Consider the following 20,615-nt stretch of genomic DNA (forward strand, 5'->3'; position numbering starts at 1 on the left):
AGGGTATTACAGAAGGTCGATTTTCGCACTGCGAAAATCGTTTGCAGAATTTAGGTAAAACACAATGAATTTTGATGTTGTAGGGAGGACATTTAGCAACACGTCTCTACAAAATCATCCCATTTTTTGTTTGACTAAAGAAAACATACGTATAATTTGTTGTTGTACTTTGCACGATAGAATATTATTATAAATGGATATTCTGAATAATCCTGAGACATAACATGAAATATTCCTAACATTCTGCATGCAGGAGGAGGTGATTAAAGGAAAAAAGTTTTATACGAGAGGTTTTTTGTACTAGAAAGACAATTTAAAAACACATTAAAAAAGGAGGGAGAGGAGAACATGATAAGAATTAAAATTGTGCTCGTAGGTGGTTTGGTGACAAGTTTGTTCATTGCTGGCTGTGGAAAGAAACAAGAACAGGCTGGGTATGTCGAAACCAAAATGGAAGAGGGCAAGGAAATAATTCAGCAGGAAAAACAAGAGGCAGTACAAAAAAAAGAATCCATGACAGAGCAGGCTGAAGGGAAGGCGGCAAAGAGCGAACTGGAAAAGACAAAATCTGAAGCAGTGTCTGCAAAAGATAAAACGGACTCAATCATCAAAGAGCTTATCGCCAAAGCCAAAGCATTGCTTGATAAAGGTGAGTATAAAGAAGCCGGCGCTACCGCACAGGATGTATTGAATAATTATGATAGTGAATCACAGGAGGCAAAGAATATTATTGCCACCGTTACTGAAAAACTCAAGGCCACGGCTACAGAAAAGAGCGAGGAAATTACAAAAGGCCTCAAAGGGAAATTGGAAGGTTTAGGGAAGTAATGTGTCTATTGCTGTTTTAGACCTTTTGAAGCAGAATTCCAGAATCGAAAACGAAACAGGAAAAATAGATAGTGGGATAACGGGATAAGACTGAATTATTGTATGTTTTACGGTATTCTTTCAAGTCACACAGAAAATCAGGAAAACAACCGTGTATTGAAGGTCTTATCCCTGCCGGCAGGCACAAAAAAGAAAAGAATTTAATCAGAAAACTCCAAAGCCACTTTTATTAGTGACGTATAGTATGCCGTTTACAAAGCACAATACGTTCGTAACTTGTGGAAATTAGGAATGCTGTCTTTCTACATTGACTACAAATTCAATAAGTAGCCCGGTTGTGCATTCCTTTTCTTTGGTGCCCAATGTCGCAGAAGGAATAAAAAAGGCATGCAACCTCTTTATAATTTGATTACGTGTTGCCTCTTGCCTCATAGGTAAAAGATATTTCTTAAATTATCAGGAGAAGGAGATGCCATGAAAAGAAACATAGTGTTGTTTACTGGAGCGCTTGCACTGATGATATGCCTTTCTGTGCAGGCGTTTGCTAATGGACTTTACTGGGAGAGCACTCGCGCCGGGAGAGAAGGCAAGGGAAATGGGGTGTCGAAGTCCTACTACATGCCACGCATGTACAAGATTGTGATGGAAGACAACAAGGGCGCGGTCATTATCCGTCTTGACAAAGAGGAGATGCTGATGCTGAACCATAAGAAAAAAACCTATCAGGAAATGACCTTCAACGAGATGGAAACAATGATGAAAGGCGTAAGCTCGCAGATGCAGGAGGTGGCGAAGCAGATGGAGAAAGAACTGGCGGCAATGCCCGCAGAACAGAGAAAGATGGTCGAGCAGATGATGGGAAAAAATCTGATAAAGAAACAAGAAGAGAAAACCGTCGTGAAGGCTGGCGAGACGAAGAACATCAGCAACTACGCCTGCACGAAATATATTTTAAAAGAAGGTGACAAGGATGTCGCAACAATATGGGCAACAAAGGATATTGACGATTTCAAGGCAATGCAGCAGGACATGGAGGAGTTTGGCAAGCGGATGGCCACAATGATGCCGGGGAATTTAGAGGGACAGATGGATCGCTCTATTGCGTTAGTAGATGGCTTCCCGGTACGTACAGAAATGACGGATGGAACTACAATGACAGTAACAAATGCGGAGAAGCGCTCAATCCCTGTAAGCGAATTCGAAGCGCCGTCCGGATATAAAAAAGAAAAACTACCCGTGGGGACGAAGGGAGGGAACTAATTTCCTGTATATAACAAGTGAGCACATCCTAAAAATTAGCGCGTCCAGAAAAGAGTACCGTTTTCATAAATACGTCAATCATGAAAATTTGAATCCATGGTTCTTGTTCACCCGTGTTCCCTACCGATCTAAGGAATAAGACCGAATTGCTGGCTTAACTGTGCTATCAGAGCTTCCCTTTGAAAGAGGGTTTATCTTGCAGGACTAGCACGAAGCATTCGAAGATCATCTTTCAGCAGTCTTCCGGTCTCCGCGTTAATCCTCGACATATGTACAGTTGAACCCCATCTTGGATCAATTGCAGCTAACCTCTCCACGGTAGCAAGCGCTGTTTCGGCATATCTTAGTTCTTCAGTCATGTCTTCACTTCTTGAGCCAGGTACCGCAAACGACCGTGAGCTCCAGCTAAAATCACGTTGGTACTGGGTTTGACACAGCATTTGTTCAGCTAACGCAAAGCGATCTTCCCGCGTACATCTCATTGATGCTCGGCATACATAGTCGTCAGATTGCGAAAAATCGGAAGTGCCTGATCACATTTTTTATGTGCCATTAGGGAGTCTCCACGATAAAGAGCCACATCGCCCAATTAATACATGCAATAGCATAGGCTGTATTCTCTCTTACCGACAACTTACATGCAACATCTTTGACTTGCTGGTAAGCTTTCTTTGCGGCGTCGAGATTATCTGCTCGTAATCTGAAATCGCCTTGCATGAGCAGTCTGTTTGCGAGATAGGTAACCTGTTGTTTGTTGATATTGCTGATCCTCAAGATAGAAGCAGCGGTATTTTTGTTTCAGGTCTCTCTTGAAGAGGCAAAACTTGATTTCGAGGGCGGTCACATTTTTAATACTTATGCTAATTGGAAAAATAGCCTCACATGCGACGAATTCCATACGGTTGCTAGGTGACACCCATCTGTAACAACCGCACAGCAGCACGATCAGGAATGGGCGACTTCGTTTGATTTCTTTAGGCAAGCTATAAATACGGTCAACTCATGCTGTTTTTTGATATCGGTCTCAACTGATTTAACGCATTGCCGGAAATCAATCCATTTTAGGTGATGTCGGTGTCTTAATTTATTACGCATACCTGTTTCTCATTTGAAGCAATGATGAATGGTAACGGTATTTGCGTTTTACCGACAACAAGCTTTACGCTTGACATAAAATTTATATAATATTAATATAAAGTTTTAGAATAACTTTTGTCGTATCAAATATTTATCGTTAAACAGAGTGGACTAAATTTTCTATCCAAAAGAGCCATAAGATACTTTCCACCGATGATAGCACGACGATGCTTGTGTTACTCGGTGGCCTGCATGAAGAAATTATTAAAACAGGCGATCCCGTAATTGTTCGTGGTACAGAGACCAGCCGATTCTGTGCCGATGGGGTATTATTCAAAGAAGAGATACGATAACGGGCTGGGTTTTCCCTTGTCGGCAAGCAAAGGGAGTTTGGTACTTTTATCTTCGGGAGTGAAAAACCAAACAGTTTTTATACGCAGTGTTACTATTTACTCTGACAGATAGCACCACAAGTTTCTATTGACATGAAAAACTCAGAGATGTCCAACCGTATTAAGACTTCCGAAGAACGGTATGAAAAATTATTTAACTATGCTGCCTTTGACTCTTTTGAAAAAGTCCTTAGACCGAAACGATTACCAGGGACAGGAAACGGAGCATCATTGTTTTTAAAGGAGTTTTTCTTTCATGGATAACTTGCTCAATATTCTCTCAAACCTTGGCTCCCCTAAGATCATGGTTATTGGTGATTTTATGCTTGATAAATACGTATGGGGCGAGGTAAAACGCATTTCGCAGGAAGCGCCAATACCCGTTATAAGTGTTTCTTCTGAAGATGTTCGGCCCGGGGGGGCCGGAAGTGTTGTGAACAATCTGCAGACACTGGGTGCACAGGTGCTTGCGTGCGGAATTATTGGCGATGACGATCATGGGCATACCCTTATGAATATCTTCCGCAGTTTGGGAATTGATATTGAAGGAATCCGTATTGACAAAAGCCGTCCCACTATTCTGAAGATGCGTTTTCTGGGCCATTTGCAAACCGCGGGGAAGGGGATACAGCAACTATTGCGTGTCGATTATGAAAAGACCCATGTTATATCCGAAAATATTGAGACACAACTTGTCAGTTATCTGAATAAAACCATACCCGGATGCGATATCGTTCTGGTGTCCGATATGAATAAAGGCTTGCTTTCTCACTCCTTGTTAAAAACCATCGTGACCATCAGCAAAAAGAATAAAAAGATCGTGATCGTTGACCCGAAAATGATGAGCGATTATTCCTGTTACGAGGGTTTTACCGCGATGACTCCCAACAGGATTGAAACGGAGATTGCCACCGGAATAAAAATCGATGACATTGATAGCCTGTATCGCGCTGGAATTAAACTGGTTTCCAGCCTCTCGTTGGAATACTGCATCATTACCATCGATAAAGAAGGCATGTTTCTCTACTCTAAGAATGGCAACGGAAAGATTATTCCAACCGTTCCGCGGACGGTATTCGACGTAACAGGAGCCGGCGATATGGTACTCAGCATGTTTGGTATGATCGTTGGCAGCGGCTATGGTTTTGAGGATGCTGCACTTCTTGCCAATATTGCTGCGGGAATAGAAATAGGAAAAATTGGTGCGACACCGGTCAGCAAGGGTGAAATTCTCAGTGAACTTATAGGCGGGAAAAGCCAGATGTCGGGCAAGATTAAAGACACCGGGGTAATACAGGGTATTTTAAACGAGCATAGAAAGAAAAATGATAAAATTGTGTTTACCAATGGTTGCTTTGATATATTACATATAGGCCACATTGAGTACCTGAAATTTGCCCGAAAACAGGGAGACTTGCTTGTTGTAGGGTTGAATACTGATCGCTCAGTCAGAAATCAAAAGGGGCCGACGCGTCCCTTTGTTTCTGAAACGGAGCGGGCCAAAATGCTGGCGGCATTAGAAGATGTAACCTATGTAGTGACGTTTGATGAGTTGACACCCCTGGATTTAATCAAAGCGGTAAAACCAGATGTGCTGGTGAAGGGTGAAGACTGGAAAAACGCAGGGGCAGTGGGGAAGGAATTTGTAGAATCCTACGGAGGGAAAGTTCTGTATGCACCTTTTGTGGAGGGTATTTCAACCACAAACATTGTTTCCCGGATAATCGAGAGACACAGCCAGATGGGATCTATGAAAGATGCAGCGAGCCAGATACAATAAATAGAGAGGGCGGGATCCATGGACGACATAGAAATTCAATTACAAGAAAGTATAGACACGCAAAAAGCGTTATTATTAACACATCTCGATATCGTGAAGAACATAGCCGGCATACTTATTACGGCATTAAAAAACGGTCACCGGCTGTATCTCATTGGTAACGGAGGAAGCGCAGCAGATGCACAGCATATTGCCGGAGAATTGGTCGGAAGGTTCAAGATGAACCGGCGTCCCCTTCCGGCAATTGCCCTGACGACGGATACATCTGTTATAACGGCTCTGGCAAATGATTTTGGATATGATACCTGTTTTGCAAGACAGATAGAGGCTCTGACGAACCCGGGCGATGTTGTGCTGGCGCTGAGTACCAGCGGAAATTCAAAAAATATCCTCAATGCGGTTCAAATTGCAAGGGATCGTGGGGCAATTACCATCGGGTTTACCGGGAAGGATGGTGGCCTTTTAAAAGAAGCTGTGGATATCTGCTTAAGAATTCCGTCAACCAATACACCCCGGATACAGGAATGTCATATCACCATTGGACACATTCTCTGTTCCATGGTTGAGAAGGAACTCTTTGAAACGGTAAAGAAATGAAAAAGAGAAAGGCTGTATTTCTTGACCGGGACGGAACACTTGTCGTCCACGAGGATTATCTCAGTTCTCCTGATCAACTAAAATTATTGCCCAATGCCTCGCGGGGAATTCGTCTTTTTCAGGAACACGGGTATCTGGTCATTGTCGTTACCAATCAATCTGGTATAGCACGGGGTTTTTTTGATGAGGAACAATTGATGCTTATCCATTCGAAATTGAAGGCTATGCTGAAAGACGAGGGAGTAGTCATTGACGATTGGTATTTTTGTCCGCATCACAGTGAAGGAAAGATAGATTACTACCGGGTGGATTGCGATTGCAGAAAGCCCAAACCGGGGATGATTCTTGCAGCTGCCCGAAAATACCACATTGATTTGTCGCAATCCCTAATGATTGGTGATTCAGAGTCAGATATGCTGGCAGGAAAAAATGCAGGATGTAAAACGATGCTAATAAAACACAATCAGAGCGATGATACCTGTATCACTTCTGAGATCGGGATCGATTACAGCGTAAAAAATTTACTGGAGGCCGCAAAGATTTTTACTCTAGAAGCGTGAGGATTTTTGCAATGCCGGAATAGGGAGTATTGTTTCTTAAAACTGGCCGGCGAATTCTGGAACCAATGGCCTATTTATCGCGTCTTTCCTGGTCAGGTTTGGTCTCTTTAACGATCCAATTCAAATAATCTTCCGAGCCCTGAGTGATCGGCATCGCAATAATTTCCGGCACTTCATAACTATGCAATTGTCTGACGCGTTTTTCTATGGTGCCGAACAATTCTTCCCGCGTCTTGCATAGCATGAGCACTTCTTGTTCACTATGTAGTTTGCCTTGCCACCGGAAAATGGACTCAACGGATTGAACGATATTACAACAGGCAATAAGGTTTTCTTCTATCAGGATGTGCCCAATTTTTTTCGCCTCATTGCTTGAGGCGGCTGTTATAAAAATGACAATAGCTTTTGATGTTTTCTGGGGTATCATTCGATTCAACGTTTATCAATGGTTCGTTGGTCACACATGCCGCCACGTTTTTTTAAAAGAGCTTCTATTTCATCACTGTCGTCTTCATCACGAGTCACGTATACCAGCGTGCAACGGCAACCTTTTGGATTTTTACACCGTGAATGCGGCGGTCTAATTTGTTGTAGTATTTTATGATTGGGAAGTATATGTTTTCCATCTAATTCCATGCATGCCTCACAGGTATTTGCATCTTTCGTTGCGGAATAAAAGATGTAGGCAATCTCTTTCAGATGCGGGGGGTTGGTATCAGATTTTTTGCCTGTATGATATTGAACGCCATTCCCAGCATGCTTGTCTTTGAACCTATTTTTAATGAGGTAATAAATTATATAGCCTGCTATAAAAAATACGATAAAGCGCGTCATTAATTATGCTATCACCGTGTAAAAACATCCCTTTCAGACAAGTTTTCTGTATTTATCTTTGCGCTCTTTACAAAGAGTGGACTGGTTGAGACTTACTGCTTTAGGTTGTACCTTTTGGCTTTCTTATCATAAACAAAAATAATCCGCCTATTACTAACACCGTTTGTGTTAAGATGATACATTTGATCCATATTGCACAACATTTCCATATTAATTCTGGCCCTCGAATCATCTCAATTGCATGAGAAACACGTCTGAAGGCATAGATAGCAATCAATGAAATGAGCATTACCATAATTGTTATAATGAATGACTTGAGTTTTTGTTTCATCGTTCCCATCTTTCTTGATCTGGCGCCCGTCAAATTATAAAAATTATTTTGTAACAATCACCTTTTCAGGGTCATCCTGAGTATCAACGCTTTTTTTGTTTTGTCCCTGTACATCTGAATTCACCTTGATGGCTTTCTTATATTCTGTAATTGCCTCGTCTATCATGCCCTTTTCCTCATAGGCATATGCCAAATTATACAGGGCATTCGTATTTGTTGGATCGGCGCCCACCGTCTTCTTAAATTGAGTTATAGCATCTTCTGTCATGTTTTTACTTGCGTATGCCAGACCCAAATGAAAATGAGCCCTTGAGGACGATGGGTTAAATTCCAACAATTTTTTCCATGCGGAAATAGCCTCGCTATAGAAACCTTGTTGCAAGTAAACCATGCCGAGCTTATCGTAAGCTTCGCTGAAGTTTGGATTCATTGCAATTGCCTTGTTAAAGAGGATGACGGCTTTATCGAGAAAGCCTTTGTCTGCATAGGCCTCGCCTAGTTTATACATGGTACGAGTATTGTCGGGATGGGCCTTCAGGATCTTTTCGTATTCATAAATTGCTTCATCACAAAGTCCTTTTCCAAGATAAGCATCGCCAAGTTTTAATTGTGCAAGGACGTTTGATGGGTCTTTGGAAAGGGTTTCTTTGTATGCGCTGATGGCGTCATCTAACATTCCTTTCATGCTATAAGCATCACCCAAGTAGCAAGATGCCATGATATCGCTGGGGTCTTCCGCAAGCACCTTTTTGAATGAAAGAATTGCTTCGTCAAAAAATCCTCTTACAAATTGATTGTATCCCGTTATATTTCCGGGAGCAATTCCCTTGTTCACAATCTGATATGCCTTAGTTTTTTCATATATCTTTTTTTCTTCATTCGCTAAATCTAAATTCTTCTTTGCTTCCATATCTTTGGGATTTATTTTTAGCGCCAAATTATGCTCTACAATCGCTTTATCGAACAGGTTCTTCTGTCTGTACGCAAACCCCAGATTGTCATGAGCCTTGGAATAATCCGGATTAAACTTAATTGCTAAGGTAAATTCTTCGATTGCTTCATCAAACATCTTTTGTCTGCTATAGGCCACACCCAGATTGTTATGAACTTCTGCAAAATCTGGTTTGATTAGAAGAGCTCTTTTAAAATAGAGAATTGCCTCATCGAGCATATTTTTATTTACATATTTTGCACCCAGATTATTAAACTGCATCGCTAACTGGTATTCATCGGATTTATGAGCGTCATGTTTTTTGGTTTGGGAAACACAACCGAGGAGGCACAGGATAATGCCTATTCCTAACAATGACTTTTTCATACAGTATGCTCCTTAATTAGCGCGAACGTAATGGCGCCGGCAAAGCCTAAATCTTTGTGTAAATGTATAATGAATCGACATCAAAGTCAATAATAAAAACATATAACCATTGCTTCTTGTTGGTTTTATGAGAACAAAGGCCGGAAGGAATTTTCTGGACAAATTAGACAATCATATCGAAGAGAAGGCTTTTGCGCGGAAGAAACTTACAGCCTAACTCACACATTTCCAGCAATTCCTTTACTCGGATCACCTCTGCGAAGATCTTGTTTCCATCGTGATCATACTCAGGAGAAATGGCCAGAACGCTTGCATCTGTCTTTTTTTCGGGGAAGATAACCAAAAGACTGTTCTTGGCTATTTTTTTCTTCGTTCTTATTCGTAACCCGCTTTTTGAAATGTCAACAACGGTGCCCGCATAAGCTGGTTTTTTGAGTTCATTTACCTTTTTAAACTTACACGTAAAGATATGATAAAGTCGTTCTAGTCTCATTAGGTCGGAAAAATTGTCTGTAGCTTTATTTCCTTCTTTTTGTGATTTCGTTACATGTTCTTCTTCCCGGTTGCTGATCATGGCGTCAATGCGATTCCTTGTCTCATGAAGTTCATCTTGAGACAGACTAGCTAATAATTTTGTCATTTTTTTTATTGAAGACATATCCTGAAATTTATCATTTTACTACGATCTGAGGTTTTTGCACATGAACAACTTCCGTGTGTACTCATTATGATGAATCGAACGAAGAAAAACAACTTTATTTTTATTACTTATGCATGCAATAATCTCGATACTTCTGCCTGCAAGGTATTTGTTACGTGAATTGTGTATTCACGATCAGTCCTTGAATTGTCAAATGACAGAGGCTTACCAAACGATATTTTGATGTGTCTTTTTTCTGGATGGGATAACCATCCGCGTTTTGGCATAAGTTGACTACTGCCGCAAATTGCCATAGGTATAACCCTTTTCCCTGATTTTAAGATGATCAGTGAAATTCCTCTTTTGAAAGGGGCAAGTTTGCCATCCTCGCTTCTCGTTCCTTCCGGAAATATCACAATAGACTTCTTTGACAATAGTTTCTTAATGGCGGTCAGAAGGGTTTCATAAGCCTTTCTGTCGTCAGTCCTCTGAATCGGAATATGTCCCGATACGGTCATAAATGAGCCCAGAATTGGAATGTGGAAGATAGTATCCTTCGAAATAAAGCTAAAGTTTGTTGGGATAAAGGCCAGAGAGAGCTTAATGTCTATCATGCTTTGATGATTTGAAATAAAGATCAGGGGCTCATTTTTTGGGATGTTCTCTATACCCTGAATTTTCACCTGTATGCCAAGGAGCTTAAATGCAATACGACTAGAGACTCTTTCTAATGTATTAAATGCATTTTCCTTCTTTTTCGTGTCTAGACTTACAACAATAGCGATTAATGTTGAAAGCATCCAAATTGAGACGAATAACACCCACGAATATAGGGTGAAAACTATCTGATATAATTTATACATGAAATTCATTTTAACGATAAATCTGTGTTTTTCAAGAAAGAAGATTTTGTTTGACAAATGGATACACACGGCATAACCTTAACATCATATGAAAAGGGATGTTCGAAAACATACCATGATGATAAAATTTGTGAAAGAGTTAATTTTTAAGTCGATTCGATTAAAAAAAGATTTTATCGACTTTTTAACCCTTCTTAACTTCAGGGACAAGGGAGTACATGACAGCCAAGGTATTATAAATGCGTCTTTGCGGACAGTTTGCAAGGATGGCATTAAAAACAGGGTATACAGTGGAATGTTACTCTTATTCTCCATCAGTCTGTTCCTTCTGATGATAGGTGCAGCAGGAGTCTATATCCTTTTCCGATTTCCTATGGGATTGAGTGTTTTTTATGCTGGCAGCCTTATCGTACTTTGTCTGGCATTTTACAGGGTATTGCTGCTTCCATTGCTGTCCTTGCTGCGCAGAGATAACATTGCACTCCTGATTGAGCAGAAATATCCCTCCTTAAATGACCGCCTTATCAGTTCGATACAATTGTCTGCTGACAAATCACAGAAAAAGATCTCAGGATATTCTGAACAGTTGATCTCAATGCTGATGGATGATACCGCAAAGCAATTAAGACAATTAGACCTTAGCCATGTGATTAGCAAACGATTTTTCCGCTTGAGCTGTGTCGTGCTGATTGCATCTGTGTTTATTTTTAGTGTGATTTGTGCGAGCAAGCCTTCATACATTAAGAAAAATATACCCTTCCTCTTGAGCTACTTGAGAAACGGAAAGGCGATAGGAGATGACGGGCTTGTTGTCTCTCCTGGTCCTGTCATCGGCGATATTGCCGTGAGCTTCCGATTCCCACTTTATTCAGGGCTACAACCAAAGACTGTGTATAATACCAGCGGTGATATCAGGGCGTTAAAAGGAAGTGAAGTTCGTATGAGTGCAATCAGCGACCGATCTCTGTTATCTGCAGCGATGATCTTTAACAGTTCAACAAAAATACCTTTTGAGGTAGAAAACGGGCATACGATAAAAGGCGTCTTATCGCTGCTTGAGAGTGGCACTTATATCTTTGAAACCACCGACTCCCATGGGCGGACTGTTCAGGATGTTACATCACATACGATTCAGGTTGACCCGGACCATTCTCCTGAAGTAACGATAAATGTGCCGGCAAAAGATCTTACGGTGCATGAGAAGGACACTGTTGAACTTCGGTACACGGCGAAAGATGATTTCGGCATTAGTGAAATTTCCCTTGTTTTTGAACAGGGTGACGAAAAAAACACAAAAGTTCTTGCCAGTTTTGCTAAAAAGCAACTCCAGTATAGTGGCGCATTTATATGGTCACTGAGCGAATTGACCTTACAGCCAGATGACAGAATCACATACCACATAGAGGTAAAGGATAACGATGCGATTTCGGGTCCCAAGGTTAACAGGTCCGCAACGTATTGTTTGGAAATATATAGTTCCAGGAAAAAACACATAGAATTGGTGCAGCTTCAGGAGGCCCTTCTGCAGGAACTAATCCATATGCTATCGGATGATCTCGTGAAAAGGATCGACGACGAAAAGTGTACGGTGACGGAATATCTGATCATGGCGCAAGATAGTATCCAGGAACGCGGAGAAAGGATTGTTAACCTTTTTACCGATATTTTGGTGGGTATGCAGGACGATGTGAGAGCAAATTATAGCGTCTTTTATTCCCTAGAAAATTTAAAAAACAAATTTCGCAACGTTACGGAAAAGAAGCGAGCAGCAATACGCCAATCCGTCATTAATGCGGGTGAAAGTACCATTCCCGTTTCACTGCTGCATGACTTGCAAAAATCCCAGGACGAAGAGGTGGTTGAAGTTGAAGATTGTATCATCTTCTTGAACGATTTGATAAGAAAGCAAAAGATGGAGGAGGTTATGGATACGGGAAAAAATCTGGTTCGATCCCGGGATAATATGGAAAAATTGCTTGAAAAGTTACGGGAGGGTGAAGACGCAAAACTTAGTGAAAAGGTGCTTTCGGAACTCAAACGGATAGAAGAAACAATCCGGCAGATGATGGAAAAACTTATGCAGATGGCGCAGGGGGAGCACATGGATGAATTTTTAAATGCAGACGCACTCAAACGGATTGAGCAAAACGATATTATGAAGGAGATGGCAGAAATGAAGGATGCATTCAATAAAGGAGATTTGGATGCAGCCCTGCAAGCAGCCCGGAGATTCCTTTCTGCCCTTCAGGGCATGATGGACCAACTGGAATCATCTGCACAGAATTTTACAGATTCAACCTATAACAAGATGCTGGAGGATACCAATCAACTCCTGGATAAAATATCTGAATTGGAAAATAAAGAAAAAAAACTTACAGACAATACCGATGCCTTGAAAAGAGATATCCAGAAACGTTTGTCGGAAGCGACAGAGGAAATCTTTCAGTCTTTTTTCAAAAAACAAAAAGAACGGGTGTCTGCTATAAAAAGAGATGTTAATGACATAAAAGATATATTGGCAGAAAATAAGTTATTGCAGGAATATTTACAGGTAAATCATGAATTAAAACGTATGTCAGAAGAAAGAGAGATGATGACAGACCGGTTTCGTGAATTGTTTGAAGGTGAAGAATGGGATGCCGATCATGATAAATTCGATAAAGTGACAGAAACAGCGAAGAAAAATGCTGAATTGAACCGGGCAATCAATAAAGATCCATTGCAGAGAGACTTCCTGTCTGTGTCCCGCGATATACCACAGGCGGAGGAATCCCTGTCTCATCTGGAAGAGATGTTAAATGCGCGGGAGGTAAGAGATTCCCTGGATCTGGCAAAGGAATTATCAGGCAAGTTAAATCAATGGAACAGCCGTATGAAACATACCCTGGGGCAGAAAACAGGTGCCCCGAAAGGGGAGATAACACAAAAAGACCGGGTGGTGCCTGAAAGGGTCGATGATGCTGCACGACAAAATCAGCAGATTATTCAGGATCTCGAAATAATGATGAGGACGCTTGAAGATCAGCAACTTGCCAGTATGACACAGGAAGAACAGGATACCTTACAGAAATATGCTAAAGAACAAAAGGATTTGCAGGAAGAGACAGATGATCTCAGGGAAATGGCGGGCAAACTATCTCAAAAAAATCCTTTTATGGATGAGAATGCAGATAATCAGCTCAACCTTGCGGCAAAATCCATGGAAGGAGCGGGAAAGAAGATGGAAAAGAGCGATGTGCAAGGCGCTCTCATTGACGAACGGGAATCGCTGTACCGCCTCGCGGAAGCAAAGAAAGGCGCGGAAATGGCAAAAGATCGTATTGCGAAAGGGATGATGGGGAGTGGTATGCCTATGCCCATGCCCGTACCGTTCCGCGGTCAAAGAGGAGAAGGACAATTTGATGCGTCAACAGAAAAGGTTGAAATACCATCGGAGGAGGCTTACAAGGTGCCCAAAGAATTTAGGGAGGACATTTTAAACGCCCTTAAAGAAGGGTTGCCGGAAAAATACAAAGACCTTAACAAAGACTATTACCAGAGGTTGGTGGATTAGGTGGCTTCTAAACATGGGTAGAATCTTTATCACATTGACATTTGTCCTGACGATCCTTCCTCTTGTTGCGGGTAAGGCCATTGCCCGGGAAGAAAAGTTCTTTGATTTTTTTGGTGATATCGTTTACGGAGAAGAATGTTTGCGATCGTGGCAGATTGAGGAAGCGTCTGCAGTTGCGGAAAAACTGCTTTCCGTAGGCCGTGATAACCCGTATGTGTGCTTTTTTGCCGGTGAGGTGTATTTCTACGAAGGAAATTATCAGGAATCGTTATCGTTGCTGCAGGAGGCGTTAAAAGATCCTGATATTGCACAAAAGGGGAAAAAATTTTATGACTTTGTGAACAGGGTTTATCAGACGGCAGGCAAATTTAAAGAGGTGAAAACGGAACACTTCCTATTTCGGTACCTGGAAGAAAAGGACGCAATATTGGCTGATTACGCTTTGGACACATTGGAAAAGGCTTATCATGCTATCGGGAGCGATCTTCAGTATTTTCCCGCAAAACCTATCCTTGTCGAAGTATTTCCCGACGCAGAAAGCTTTTGTACCATCTCAACGCTCACGAAAGACGAGATAGAAACTTCCGGTACCGTAGCGATCTGCCTGTTTAATCGCGTTATAATCACCAGCCCCCGCCTCCTTCCGAGAGGGTATCAGTGGCTTGATACCCTGACTCACGAGTATGTACATTACGTCATTATGAAGAAGACATACAACCGTGTTCCCATTTGGCTTCATGAAGGTATTGCCAAGTACGAAGAGAGACGCTGGTTCGAAGATGCGCCTCCAAAACTTCCTGTTTCATTGGAAAGTCTGGTAGCCGAGGCGATTGAAAAGGATTATTTTATTACCTTTGAACAGATGCATCCCTCTCTGGCGAAGTTAAAGAGAAAGGAGGATACGGCCCTTGCCTTTGCTGAGGTTTTTACCGTAATGGATTACCTGTTCAACCGTGGAGGTTATCCTATTCTGGTATCGATTTTGGACAGTATCGGGAACGGAAAATCTCCGGAGGATGCGGTATCTTCCGCAACGGGAGTCTCTTTTCCGGAGTTTGAAAAGAATTGGATGTATGACCTGAAGCAAAAAAAATTCCGGCGGATACACGGAATTCAGATACTCCCAACGAAGCTGAAAGAGACATCCGCCAGTGTGGAGGATGTGGAAAGCGTTGCCGAAATCGAGGTAAAGGATGCCAGAAAATACGCTGTTTTGGGCGATCTCCTGCGCCGTGAAGGATTGCATAGCGCGGCCATTATAGAGTATGAAAAGGCGAGCAAAAAAGCGGGTAATATTTCACCGCAAATCCAGAATAAATTAGCCATATCCTATATCATGGATACCCAGTATACAAAGGCAGAGGAAATCCTGAAGATTTCCCTTGAATATTATCCGGAATATACTACTACCTATATTTCCCTCGGTGAGCTTTATCAGCGAAAAGGTGAATACGATGACGCCGTAAAAATTCTTACTCAAGCCAATCATATCAATCCTTTTAATCCCATTATCCATAAAAATCTTGCACAATTGTATCAGAAACTGGATAAGAAAGAGGACGCTACTCTTGAACTCAAGAGACTCATGATGTTGACGAAGTAGGTAATTTGTTACACAAACACCATTATTCTTGAACTGTTGCAGGTGCGTTATGATAGGAAAAAGATTGCTTTTAGATCAAGTTCTGCGCTGTTTATTTTACAAGGATTTATTTGTATGCCTGCCTTTTTTCAAACGAGTTTTTCGCTGAATGTGTCATAACGCAGCAAAGCCGCATGTTTGAGTTGATGTGGGAGGGGATAAAAATGTACTATAGAAAACCAAAGTCCTTAAATATTTCGTATGTATACGTTTCAACGTTGTAAGTTTGCGTATCCTTTCTTGACGCAGCGCACCACACATTCACAATCGGTCCCGGTTGGCGATCGATAATCGTCATGATTGACCGCTCATTAAATTATGGCAGACACCTGATTAAAAATTTTCTGAAATCGGCCGGACGATATCAGACTGTTCTTGATATCGGAGCGGGATGCGGAGACGATTTAATGATTGCCAGAATGATCAATCAAAAGGCGATTCTTCACGCAATTGAAGTCTCTTCGGAATACAAACAGATACTGGCCCGCAATAATATTACGGTCCATTCTGTTGATATTGAGAAAGCCCTCCTCCCCTTTTGTAATGAGTCCGTGGATATCATTATCGCTAATCAAGTCCTGGAGCACACAAAAGAAATATTTTGGATATTCCATGAAATTACAAGAATTTTACGGGTCGGTGGTAAAATAATTATTGGTGTGCCAAACCTGGCATCGTTGCACAATAGAGTTTTACTGGCGCTTGGTAATCAGCCAAGTTCTCTAAAAACTGCTTCTGCTCATATAAGAGGATTTACTAAAAAAGATATCGTAGAATTTGTTGACGGCTGTTTTTATGGAGGCTACAAACTAAAGGCTTTTGGAGGAAGCAATTTTTATCCCTTCCCACCGTTCATTGCAAAACCTTTAGCAGTTCTCTTTCCCACGATGGCATGGGGAATATTTTTTATGTTAGAAAAGCAGGGGGCATATAATAAAGATTTCTTAGATTTTCCAGAGACAATGCGGCTGGAAACGAATTTTTATCGGGGTGAAATATGATCGTACCCAAATTGTGGGTTGTCGTGAGAATGGAGGATAAGATATAGGGGAGAAAGCCTACGATGAAGCTGACAATGCCAGGGGGGGACGTCAATCATGGTTTCTGCCTGTTTGAGTTTCCCTTTCAGTTTTGGGTCTGGCGGTCTGTGGTAAACCCAGTCGTCCCGCGGGCTGCTGCATTTCCACAGACATGCTACCTGTTCTCATGCCCTATTGAGTTACTATTTTTTATAAATCTTCTCCCTTACGGCCTGCAGCAAACTACTGCAGTGTATGAAAACACATCCGTCACAGCCCTTGTTCAGGAAATCTAAAATTTCGTTTTTAACCCCATCTTCTTTTCCACCTCGTCAACGATAAATTTGCTAAACGAGAAGGCTGAAGTGAATGCGGGTGACACGGCATTTAGTATATGTGTGGAATTTTCTCCGTGCTCAACAACAAAGTCCATCACTAATTTCAGTGTCTCTGTGTCTAACAATTGCGCCCTGATACCCGGGTTCAGATAGCTGCCAAACTGGTTTGTATCTATCGTTTTTACTAAATGTACGGCCTGCTGAATAAAATAATTCCGGTAATATTTTTTCATTTCCTCAAAGGCTAAACCTCTAAAATTAAAGGCATTGGTGATGAAAAGCCTTGTTTCATAAAATAGCACTTCGAAGAATTCCTTCAGACTAAAATTCGAAAGACCCCGGTAATTTTCTCTCCAGAATGCAGGGATTGCCGTTGGCCCGATCTTGATTTTCCCGGCTGCAGTTATGGTAAAATGAACGCCCAGGAATGGGTTTTTTAAATTGGGCACGGGATAAATGTGCTTGCGAAGTAAATTCTTGTCCTTATACTCCAGGTATAAACCTTTGAAAGGAATTAAGGTGTATTTTTGGCCAATGCAAAATTGGTGGGCTATTTTATCTGCGTAGAGGCCAGCCGAATTGATGAAATGTCTGAATTTTATTTTCTGAGAATTCGTGCGGATGGTAACGGGATCGTCTCTTTTTATAAATTTTTCATTCAGGAGGATCTTTACGTTTCCTTTTAAATTCCCGGAGATATGCTCAACTACTTCGGCAGGATTTACTACGGAAGTTGTCGGCGAATATAAAGCCTTATCAAATGTCCTTGCATTTGGCTCAAGTTTTTCCAATGTTTTTTCGTCAACGATCTCAAGTTCCACACCATTTTTGTCTCCCCGTCTTTTAAGCTCAAAAATACCTTCCAGTTCCTTTTCATCCTTCGCAACAACGATTTTTCCGCATTTGTTTATGGTAAGGTTGTGTTTTAAACAGTAATCCGTTAAAAGCCTGTTCCCTTCCACGGTAAACCTTGCCTTAAGGCTGTCGGGAGAGTAATAGAAGCCGGCGTGAAGTACCCCGCTATTTCTTCCGCTCGCATGACATGCTACCGTGGCTTCTTTTTCAATCAGCGTGATATTTAAATCCGGATACCTGCCCGAAAGCTCTTTAGCTATGGAAACGCCCACGATTCCGCCACCAGCGATCAATATATCTGTTGTTATCATAGTTATGTATTCAAATGATATTGAATCTCCTCCATGAGTTTATCAAAAATGGGTTTATTTATGCCAGGACATGTTGATACGATTTTTAATTCGGAAGGCCTGCGGATACCAAGGCGCATCTCGACGGCCCTTTTAACCTGCCGTTGCTCCCATACGCTTCTATTCCGGATCCTTTCTTCTCCGCCAAAGGCCTTAATAATGCCCAATCCTACGACGTCAGCCGCTATTCTGTCTCCGGTAATAGCAATAAGGTCCGGCGAGGCTATCGTGCCCTTTGTAGGTCCTTTTTTTATAAAAATCTTTGTCCCATCCAGAATATTGAGGTGAGGGGTATAGGCAGCATTCAGCTCTGCGACGATTTCGTCCCAAAATTCAGGAGCAATAAAGTAAGGACGTTGCTGCGCATGGATAGCCCCCATAAAGTTTTTGAGAGCTATGGAATAATTGGCATAGCTATGAGTCTTAATGACGGGGACGTTGATAATCCTGTCAACATCATAAATAATCTCCGATACAATAGCCCTTTTTACAAATCTTCCTCCGGGTATTTCCACCTCTACCCAGCCATGGTCCTCAAAGGGGACAAAGGTTACGTTTTCTGCTTGGATAACCTCCCAGATGCCGGATTTCACAGCGTTTTTCTTTGTTGGAAGCGCATAAATGGCCGACATATCACCAATAAATATTTTGGAAGCCCCGGACTCGCGCAGGAGTTTTATGAGATACTTTATCACGAGGGGGTTTGTATTGGCCGGGCTAGGATAACGGTTGACGATATTCGGTTTTATAAGCACCGATTTGCCCTGAATGTTTAGCTTTTTCAATCCGCCCAGAAGTTCTATGCCTTCTTTAAGCATAGTATAGACGTCTTTACCCTGAACAATCGAGACAATCGCCTTATTCTCTTCTTTGAAAATGTTCTGAACGAGATTGTGATTCGGTATTTTTCTCCTGGGTTTTGCAAAGAGAAGTCTGAAAAGGTCTCTCCACCGAAGCTTTAAGAAGAGAAAAATTGACACACCGGTTTTATAAAACAGACGCGACTTGATGATGGGCATAATTATCTCAGGGGGATAGTTTTCTAATTGACCATAAATTTTATTTGGTGTACTATAACAATGCTTGAAGCAAGATTCAAGCCTGTAGATTCAGAATTGTAACAGATGAAAAAACCCAATGCATACCGTATCTTAAACAGAACGAAATCGTATAACTTCCCGTGTTTTGTGGGTACTCGAACAAGATGAGAGGCTCGTTATCGCTTACCGTTACGGCCCTTTTCCATAAAGGGTTTTTTTGAAAGATACAGACATTTTTCTGTATTGCAACAAAGATGAGGATCTTTCGTTGGTGATATATATCGATGAATCTTTAAAAACGCGTTACTCACTATCGTTACGATATTCTTTTGAATGCGGGAGACAGAGAAAAGTCCCTCGGCGACGTTAAAGAAATATGATACTTGTACTATCCGGCACTGAAGAAGGCAAAGAGATTGTCAGAAGGCTCCATGATGAGGGGTTGAGTCTGATAACGACCGTTGCCACGGAATATGGCAAGAAGATCTTTGAGCAGATGGGGCTGGAAACTGTTTGCTTACAAGGCCGGTTGGATGCAAACGGATTTTCCCGTTTGATTCGTGAAAAGGGGATAGACACCGTAGTGGACGCCACACATCCCTATGCCATAGAAGTTTCTCAGAATGCAATGGATGCCTGTAAAAAAAACAATACCCGGTATCTTCGTTTCGAGAGGCAGGAGACAGAGATCCCGAATCATCCCCTGGTTCATAAGGTCAAGACGATGTCAGAGGCCGTGGAAAAATCCAGGGCGCTTGGGAAAAGGATATTTTTAACGACGGGTATATCGAGTGTAGGAAAATTTAGCATTTTGAAGGACGAGAAAGAATTGTATGTGCGTATCCTTCCCGTACCCGAACACATCGCTTTATGCCTGGATATGGGGATTCCGCCTGCCCGCATCATTGCCATGCACGGCCCGTTTTCAGAGGATTTAAACCGGGCGATGTTCCGGCAGTACCAGATTAATACGATGGTGACAAAAGAGAGCGGAGATGCGGGAGGGGCGTTTGAAAAGATCCACGCAGCGTTCACAGAAGGGATTGACACGATCGTTATTGAGAGACCCAGACTAGAATTTCCCCAAAAATATTCATCGATTGATGAGATCGTAAAGATGGTTAAAATGAATTAGACGGCCTTTGGCAGTGGTTTTTAATCTCCCCCCTTTAAAAGGAAAGGCCGGGGAGATTCCGGTAAATTGACATACCCCCGTATCTCCTCTTTTCAGCGGGGTATGAATAGAACCAGAACTCTGACAGGGTTTGAAACCCTGTCAGAGTTAACCCAGTTTGAACTTCCTTAACATTTAATTAGGCTGTCTTACGGCAGAGACTT

19 protein-coding genes are annotated in these 20,615 nt (G+C 41.8%); 10 read left to right on the forward strand and 9 right to left on the reverse strand.

Annotated elements, in window-relative coordinates; translation table 11 throughout:
* Positions 1-348: 348 nt before the first annotated feature.
* Positions 349-828 carry a hypothetical protein gene (locus BIY37_RS06260; protein WP_070066985.1) on the forward strand — a complete coding sequence of 160 codons (480 nt, stop codon included), beginning with the start codon at positions 349-351 and terminating at the stop codon, positions 826-828.
* A 474-nt stretch (positions 829-1,302) separates the two neighbouring features.
* Complete coding sequence (locus tag BIY37_RS06265) at positions 1,303-2,088, forward strand: DUF4412 domain-containing protein (protein ID WP_070066986.1); 786 nt, start codon at positions 1,303-1,305, stop codon at positions 2,086-2,088.
* 191 nt (positions 2,089-2,279) lie between these two features.
* Here BIY37_RS06265 and BIY37_RS13140 read toward each other — a convergent pair whose 3' ends face one another.
* Complete coding sequence (locus tag BIY37_RS13140) at positions 2,280-2,570, reverse strand: hypothetical protein (RefSeq protein WP_143299196.1); 291 nt, start codon at positions 2,568-2,570, stop codon at positions 2,280-2,282.
* Between the two features lie 70 nt (positions 2,571-2,640).
* On the reverse strand, positions 2,641-2,862 hold the full coding sequence (locus BIY37_RS06270) for a hypothetical protein (RefSeq protein ID WP_070066987.1): 222 nt from the start codon (positions 2,860-2,862) through the stop codon (positions 2,641-2,643).
* 530 nt (positions 2,863-3,392) lie between these two features.
* Here BIY37_RS06270 and BIY37_RS14050 point away from each other — a divergent pair.
* The 4 genes from BIY37_RS14050 to BIY37_RS06285 all read left to right on the forward strand — a co-directional run bounded on the left by BIY37_RS14050 (position 3,393) and on the right by BIY37_RS06285 (position 6,494).
* Complete coding sequence (locus BIY37_RS14050) at positions 3,393-3,518, forward strand: hypothetical protein (protein WP_261340838.1); 126 nt, start codon at positions 3,393-3,395, stop codon at positions 3,516-3,518.
* A 295-nt stretch (positions 3,519-3,813) separates the two neighbouring features.
* Positions 3,814-5,337 (forward strand): D-glycero-beta-D-manno-heptose 1-phosphate adenylyltransferase, encoded by a 1,524-nt coding sequence (gene rfaE2, locus BIY37_RS06275; protein ID WP_070066988.1) that lies wholly within the window; start codon positions 3,814-3,816, stop codon positions 5,335-5,337.
* Between the two features lie 18 nt (positions 5,338-5,355).
* Positions 5,356-5,934 carry a D-sedoheptulose-7-phosphate isomerase gene (locus BIY37_RS06280; RefSeq protein WP_070066989.1) on the forward strand — a complete coding sequence of 193 codons (579 nt, stop codon included), beginning with the start codon at positions 5,356-5,358 and terminating at the stop codon, positions 5,932-5,934.
* Entirely contained in the window at positions 5,931-6,494 is a 564-nt protein-coding gene (locus BIY37_RS06285) for a D-glycero-alpha-D-manno-heptose-1,7-bisphosphate 7-phosphatase (RefSeq protein WP_070066990.1), read from the forward strand. The genes BIY37_RS06280 and BIY37_RS06285 overlap by 4 nt, the downstream gene beginning before the upstream one ends.
* 70 nt (positions 6,495-6,564) lie before the next feature.
* On the opposite strand, the gene cutA is transcribed toward BIY37_RS06285, so the two are convergent.
* The 5 genes from cutA to BIY37_RS06315 form a co-directional block, all read right to left on the reverse strand.
* Positions 6,565-6,921, reverse strand: coding sequence for a divalent-cation tolerance protein CutA (gene cutA / locus BIY37_RS06290; RefSeq protein ID WP_070066991.1), 357 nt, complete (start codon positions 6,919-6,921; stop codon positions 6,565-6,567).
* Between the two features lie 5 nt (positions 6,922-6,926).
* Positions 6,927-7,328, reverse strand: coding sequence for a structural protein (locus BIY37_RS06295; protein WP_070066992.1), 402 nt, complete (start codon positions 7,326-7,328; stop codon positions 6,927-6,929).
* A gap of 374 nt (positions 7,329-7,702) precedes the next feature.
* A complete protein-coding gene (locus tag BIY37_RS06305; protein ID WP_070066994.1) occupies positions 7,703-8,977 on the reverse strand; it encodes a tetratricopeptide repeat protein in 1,275 nt (424 codons plus the stop codon).
* Positions 8,978-9,140: 163 nt separating this feature from the next.
* Entirely contained in the window at positions 9,141-9,617 is a 477-nt protein-coding gene (locus tag BIY37_RS06310) for a PilZ domain-containing protein (RefSeq protein WP_179129312.1), read from the reverse strand.
* A 128-nt stretch (positions 9,618-9,745) separates the two neighbouring features.
* On the reverse strand, positions 9,746-10,480 hold the full coding sequence (locus BIY37_RS06315) for a lysophospholipid acyltransferase family protein (protein WP_179129313.1): 735 nt from the start codon (positions 10,478-10,480) through the stop codon (positions 9,746-9,748).
* Between the two features lie 115 nt (positions 10,481-10,595).
* On the opposite strand from BIY37_RS06315, the gene BIY37_RS06320 reads away from it, so the two are divergent.
* From BIY37_RS06320 to BIY37_RS06330, 3 genes are all read left to right on the forward strand, one after another.
* Complete coding sequence (locus BIY37_RS06320) at positions 10,596-14,033, forward strand: DUF4175 family protein (protein ID WP_070066997.1); 3,438 nt, start codon at positions 10,596-10,598, stop codon at positions 14,031-14,033.
* Positions 14,034-14,046: 13 nt separating this feature from the next.
* On the forward strand, positions 14,047-15,636 hold the full coding sequence (locus BIY37_RS06325) for a tetratricopeptide repeat protein (protein ID WP_070066998.1): 1,590 nt from the start codon (positions 14,047-14,049) through the stop codon (positions 15,634-15,636).
* A 335-nt stretch (positions 15,637-15,971) separates the two neighbouring features.
* A complete protein-coding gene (locus BIY37_RS06330) occupies positions 15,972-16,676 on the forward strand; it encodes a class I SAM-dependent methyltransferase (protein ID WP_070066999.1) in 705 nt (234 codons plus the stop codon).
* A 310-nt stretch (positions 16,677-16,986) separates the two neighbouring features.
* Here the strand turns inward: BIY37_RS06330 and lhgO are convergent, their stop codons facing one another.
* Both lhgO and BIY37_RS06345 read right to left on the reverse strand, forming a co-directional pair.
* On the reverse strand, positions 16,987-18,198 hold the full coding sequence (gene lhgO, locus BIY37_RS06340; protein ID WP_070067001.1) for an L-2-hydroxyglutarate oxidase: 1,212 nt from the start codon (positions 18,196-18,198) through the stop codon (positions 16,987-16,989).
* 2 nt (positions 18,199-18,200) lie between these two features.
* Complete coding sequence (locus BIY37_RS06345; protein ID WP_070067002.1) at positions 18,201-19,256, reverse strand: DUF362 domain-containing protein; 1,056 nt, start codon at positions 19,254-19,256, stop codon at positions 18,201-18,203.
* 397 nt (positions 19,257-19,653) lie between these two features.
* On the opposite strand from BIY37_RS06345, the gene cobK reads away from it, so the two are divergent.
* Complete coding sequence (cobK, locus tag BIY37_RS06350; protein WP_070067003.1) at positions 19,654-20,412, forward strand: precorrin-6A reductase; 759 nt, start codon at positions 19,654-19,656, stop codon at positions 20,410-20,412.
* Positions 20,413-20,615: the final 203 nt, after the last annotated feature.

The sequence above is a fragment of the Candidatus Brocadia sapporoensis genome (genome assembly GCF_001753675.2).
Classification (GTDB): domain Bacteria; phylum Planctomycetota; class Brocadiia; order Brocadiales; family Brocadiaceae; genus Brocadia; species Brocadia sapporoensis.

Bases quoted from the DNA above. Each gene is read 5' to 3' on its own strand.
- BIY37_RS06295 (WP_070066992.1), bottom strand. From the start codon at position 7,328: ATGACGCGCTTTATCGTATTTTTTATAGCAGGCTATATAATTTATTAC.
- BIY37_RS06260 (WP_070066985.1), top strand. From the start codon at position 349: ATGATAAGAATTAAAATTGTGCTCGTAGGTGGTTTGGTGACAAGTTTG.
- lhgO (WP_070067001.1), bottom strand. From the start codon at position 18,198: ATGATAACAACAGATATATTGATCGCTGGTGGCGGAATCGTGGGCGTT.
- BIY37_RS06345 (WP_070067002.1), bottom strand. From the start codon at position 19,256: ATGCCCATCATCAAGTCGCGTCTGTTTTATAAAACCGGTGTGTCAATT.
- cobK (WP_070067003.1), top strand. From the start codon at position 19,654: ATGATACTTGTACTATCCGGCACTGAAGAAGGCAAAGAGATTGTCAGA.
- BIY37_RS06315 (WP_179129313.1), bottom strand. From the start codon at position 10,480: ATGTATAAATTATATCAGATAGTTTTCACCCTATATTCGTGGGTGTTA.
- BIY37_RS14050 (WP_261340838.1), top strand. From the start codon at position 3,393: ATGCTTGTGTTACTCGGTGGCCTGCATGAAGAAATTATTAAAACAGGC.
- BIY37_RS06325 (WP_070066998.1), top strand. From the start codon at position 14,047: ATGGGTAGAATCTTTATCACATTGACATTTGTCCTGACGATCCTTCCT.
- BIY37_RS06310 (WP_179129312.1), bottom strand. From the start codon at position 9,617: ATGACAAAATTATTAGCTAGTCTGTCTCAAGATGAACTTCATGAGACA.
- BIY37_RS06280 (WP_070066989.1), top strand. From the start codon at position 5,356: ATGGACGACATAGAAATTCAATTACAAGAAAGTATAGACACGCAAAAA.
- BIY37_RS06265 (WP_070066986.1), top strand. From the start codon at position 1,303: ATGAAAAGAAACATAGTGTTGTTTACTGGAGCGCTTGCACTGATGATA.
- cutA (WP_070066991.1), bottom strand. From the start codon at position 6,921: ATGATACCCCAGAAAACATCAAAAGCTATTGTCATTTTTATAACAGCC.
- BIY37_RS13140 (WP_143299196.1), bottom strand. From the start codon at position 2,570: ATGAGATGTACGCGGGAAGATCGCTTTGCGTTAGCTGAACAAATGCTG.
- rfaE2 (WP_070066988.1), top strand. From the start codon at position 3,814: ATGGATAACTTGCTCAATATTCTCTCAAACCTTGGCTCCCCTAAGATC.
- BIY37_RS06320 (WP_070066997.1), top strand. From the start codon at position 10,596: ATGATGATAAAATTTGTGAAAGAGTTAATTTTTAAGTCGATTCGATTA.
- BIY37_RS06305 (WP_070066994.1), bottom strand. From the start codon at position 8,977: ATGAAAAAGTCATTGTTAGGAATAGGCATTATCCTGTGCCTCCTCGGT.
- BIY37_RS06285 (WP_070066990.1), top strand. From the start codon at position 5,931: ATGAAAAAGAGAAAGGCTGTATTTCTTGACCGGGACGGAACACTTGTC.
- BIY37_RS06330 (WP_070066999.1), top strand. From the start codon at position 15,972: ATGATTGACCGCTCATTAAATTATGGCAGACACCTGATTAAAAATTTT.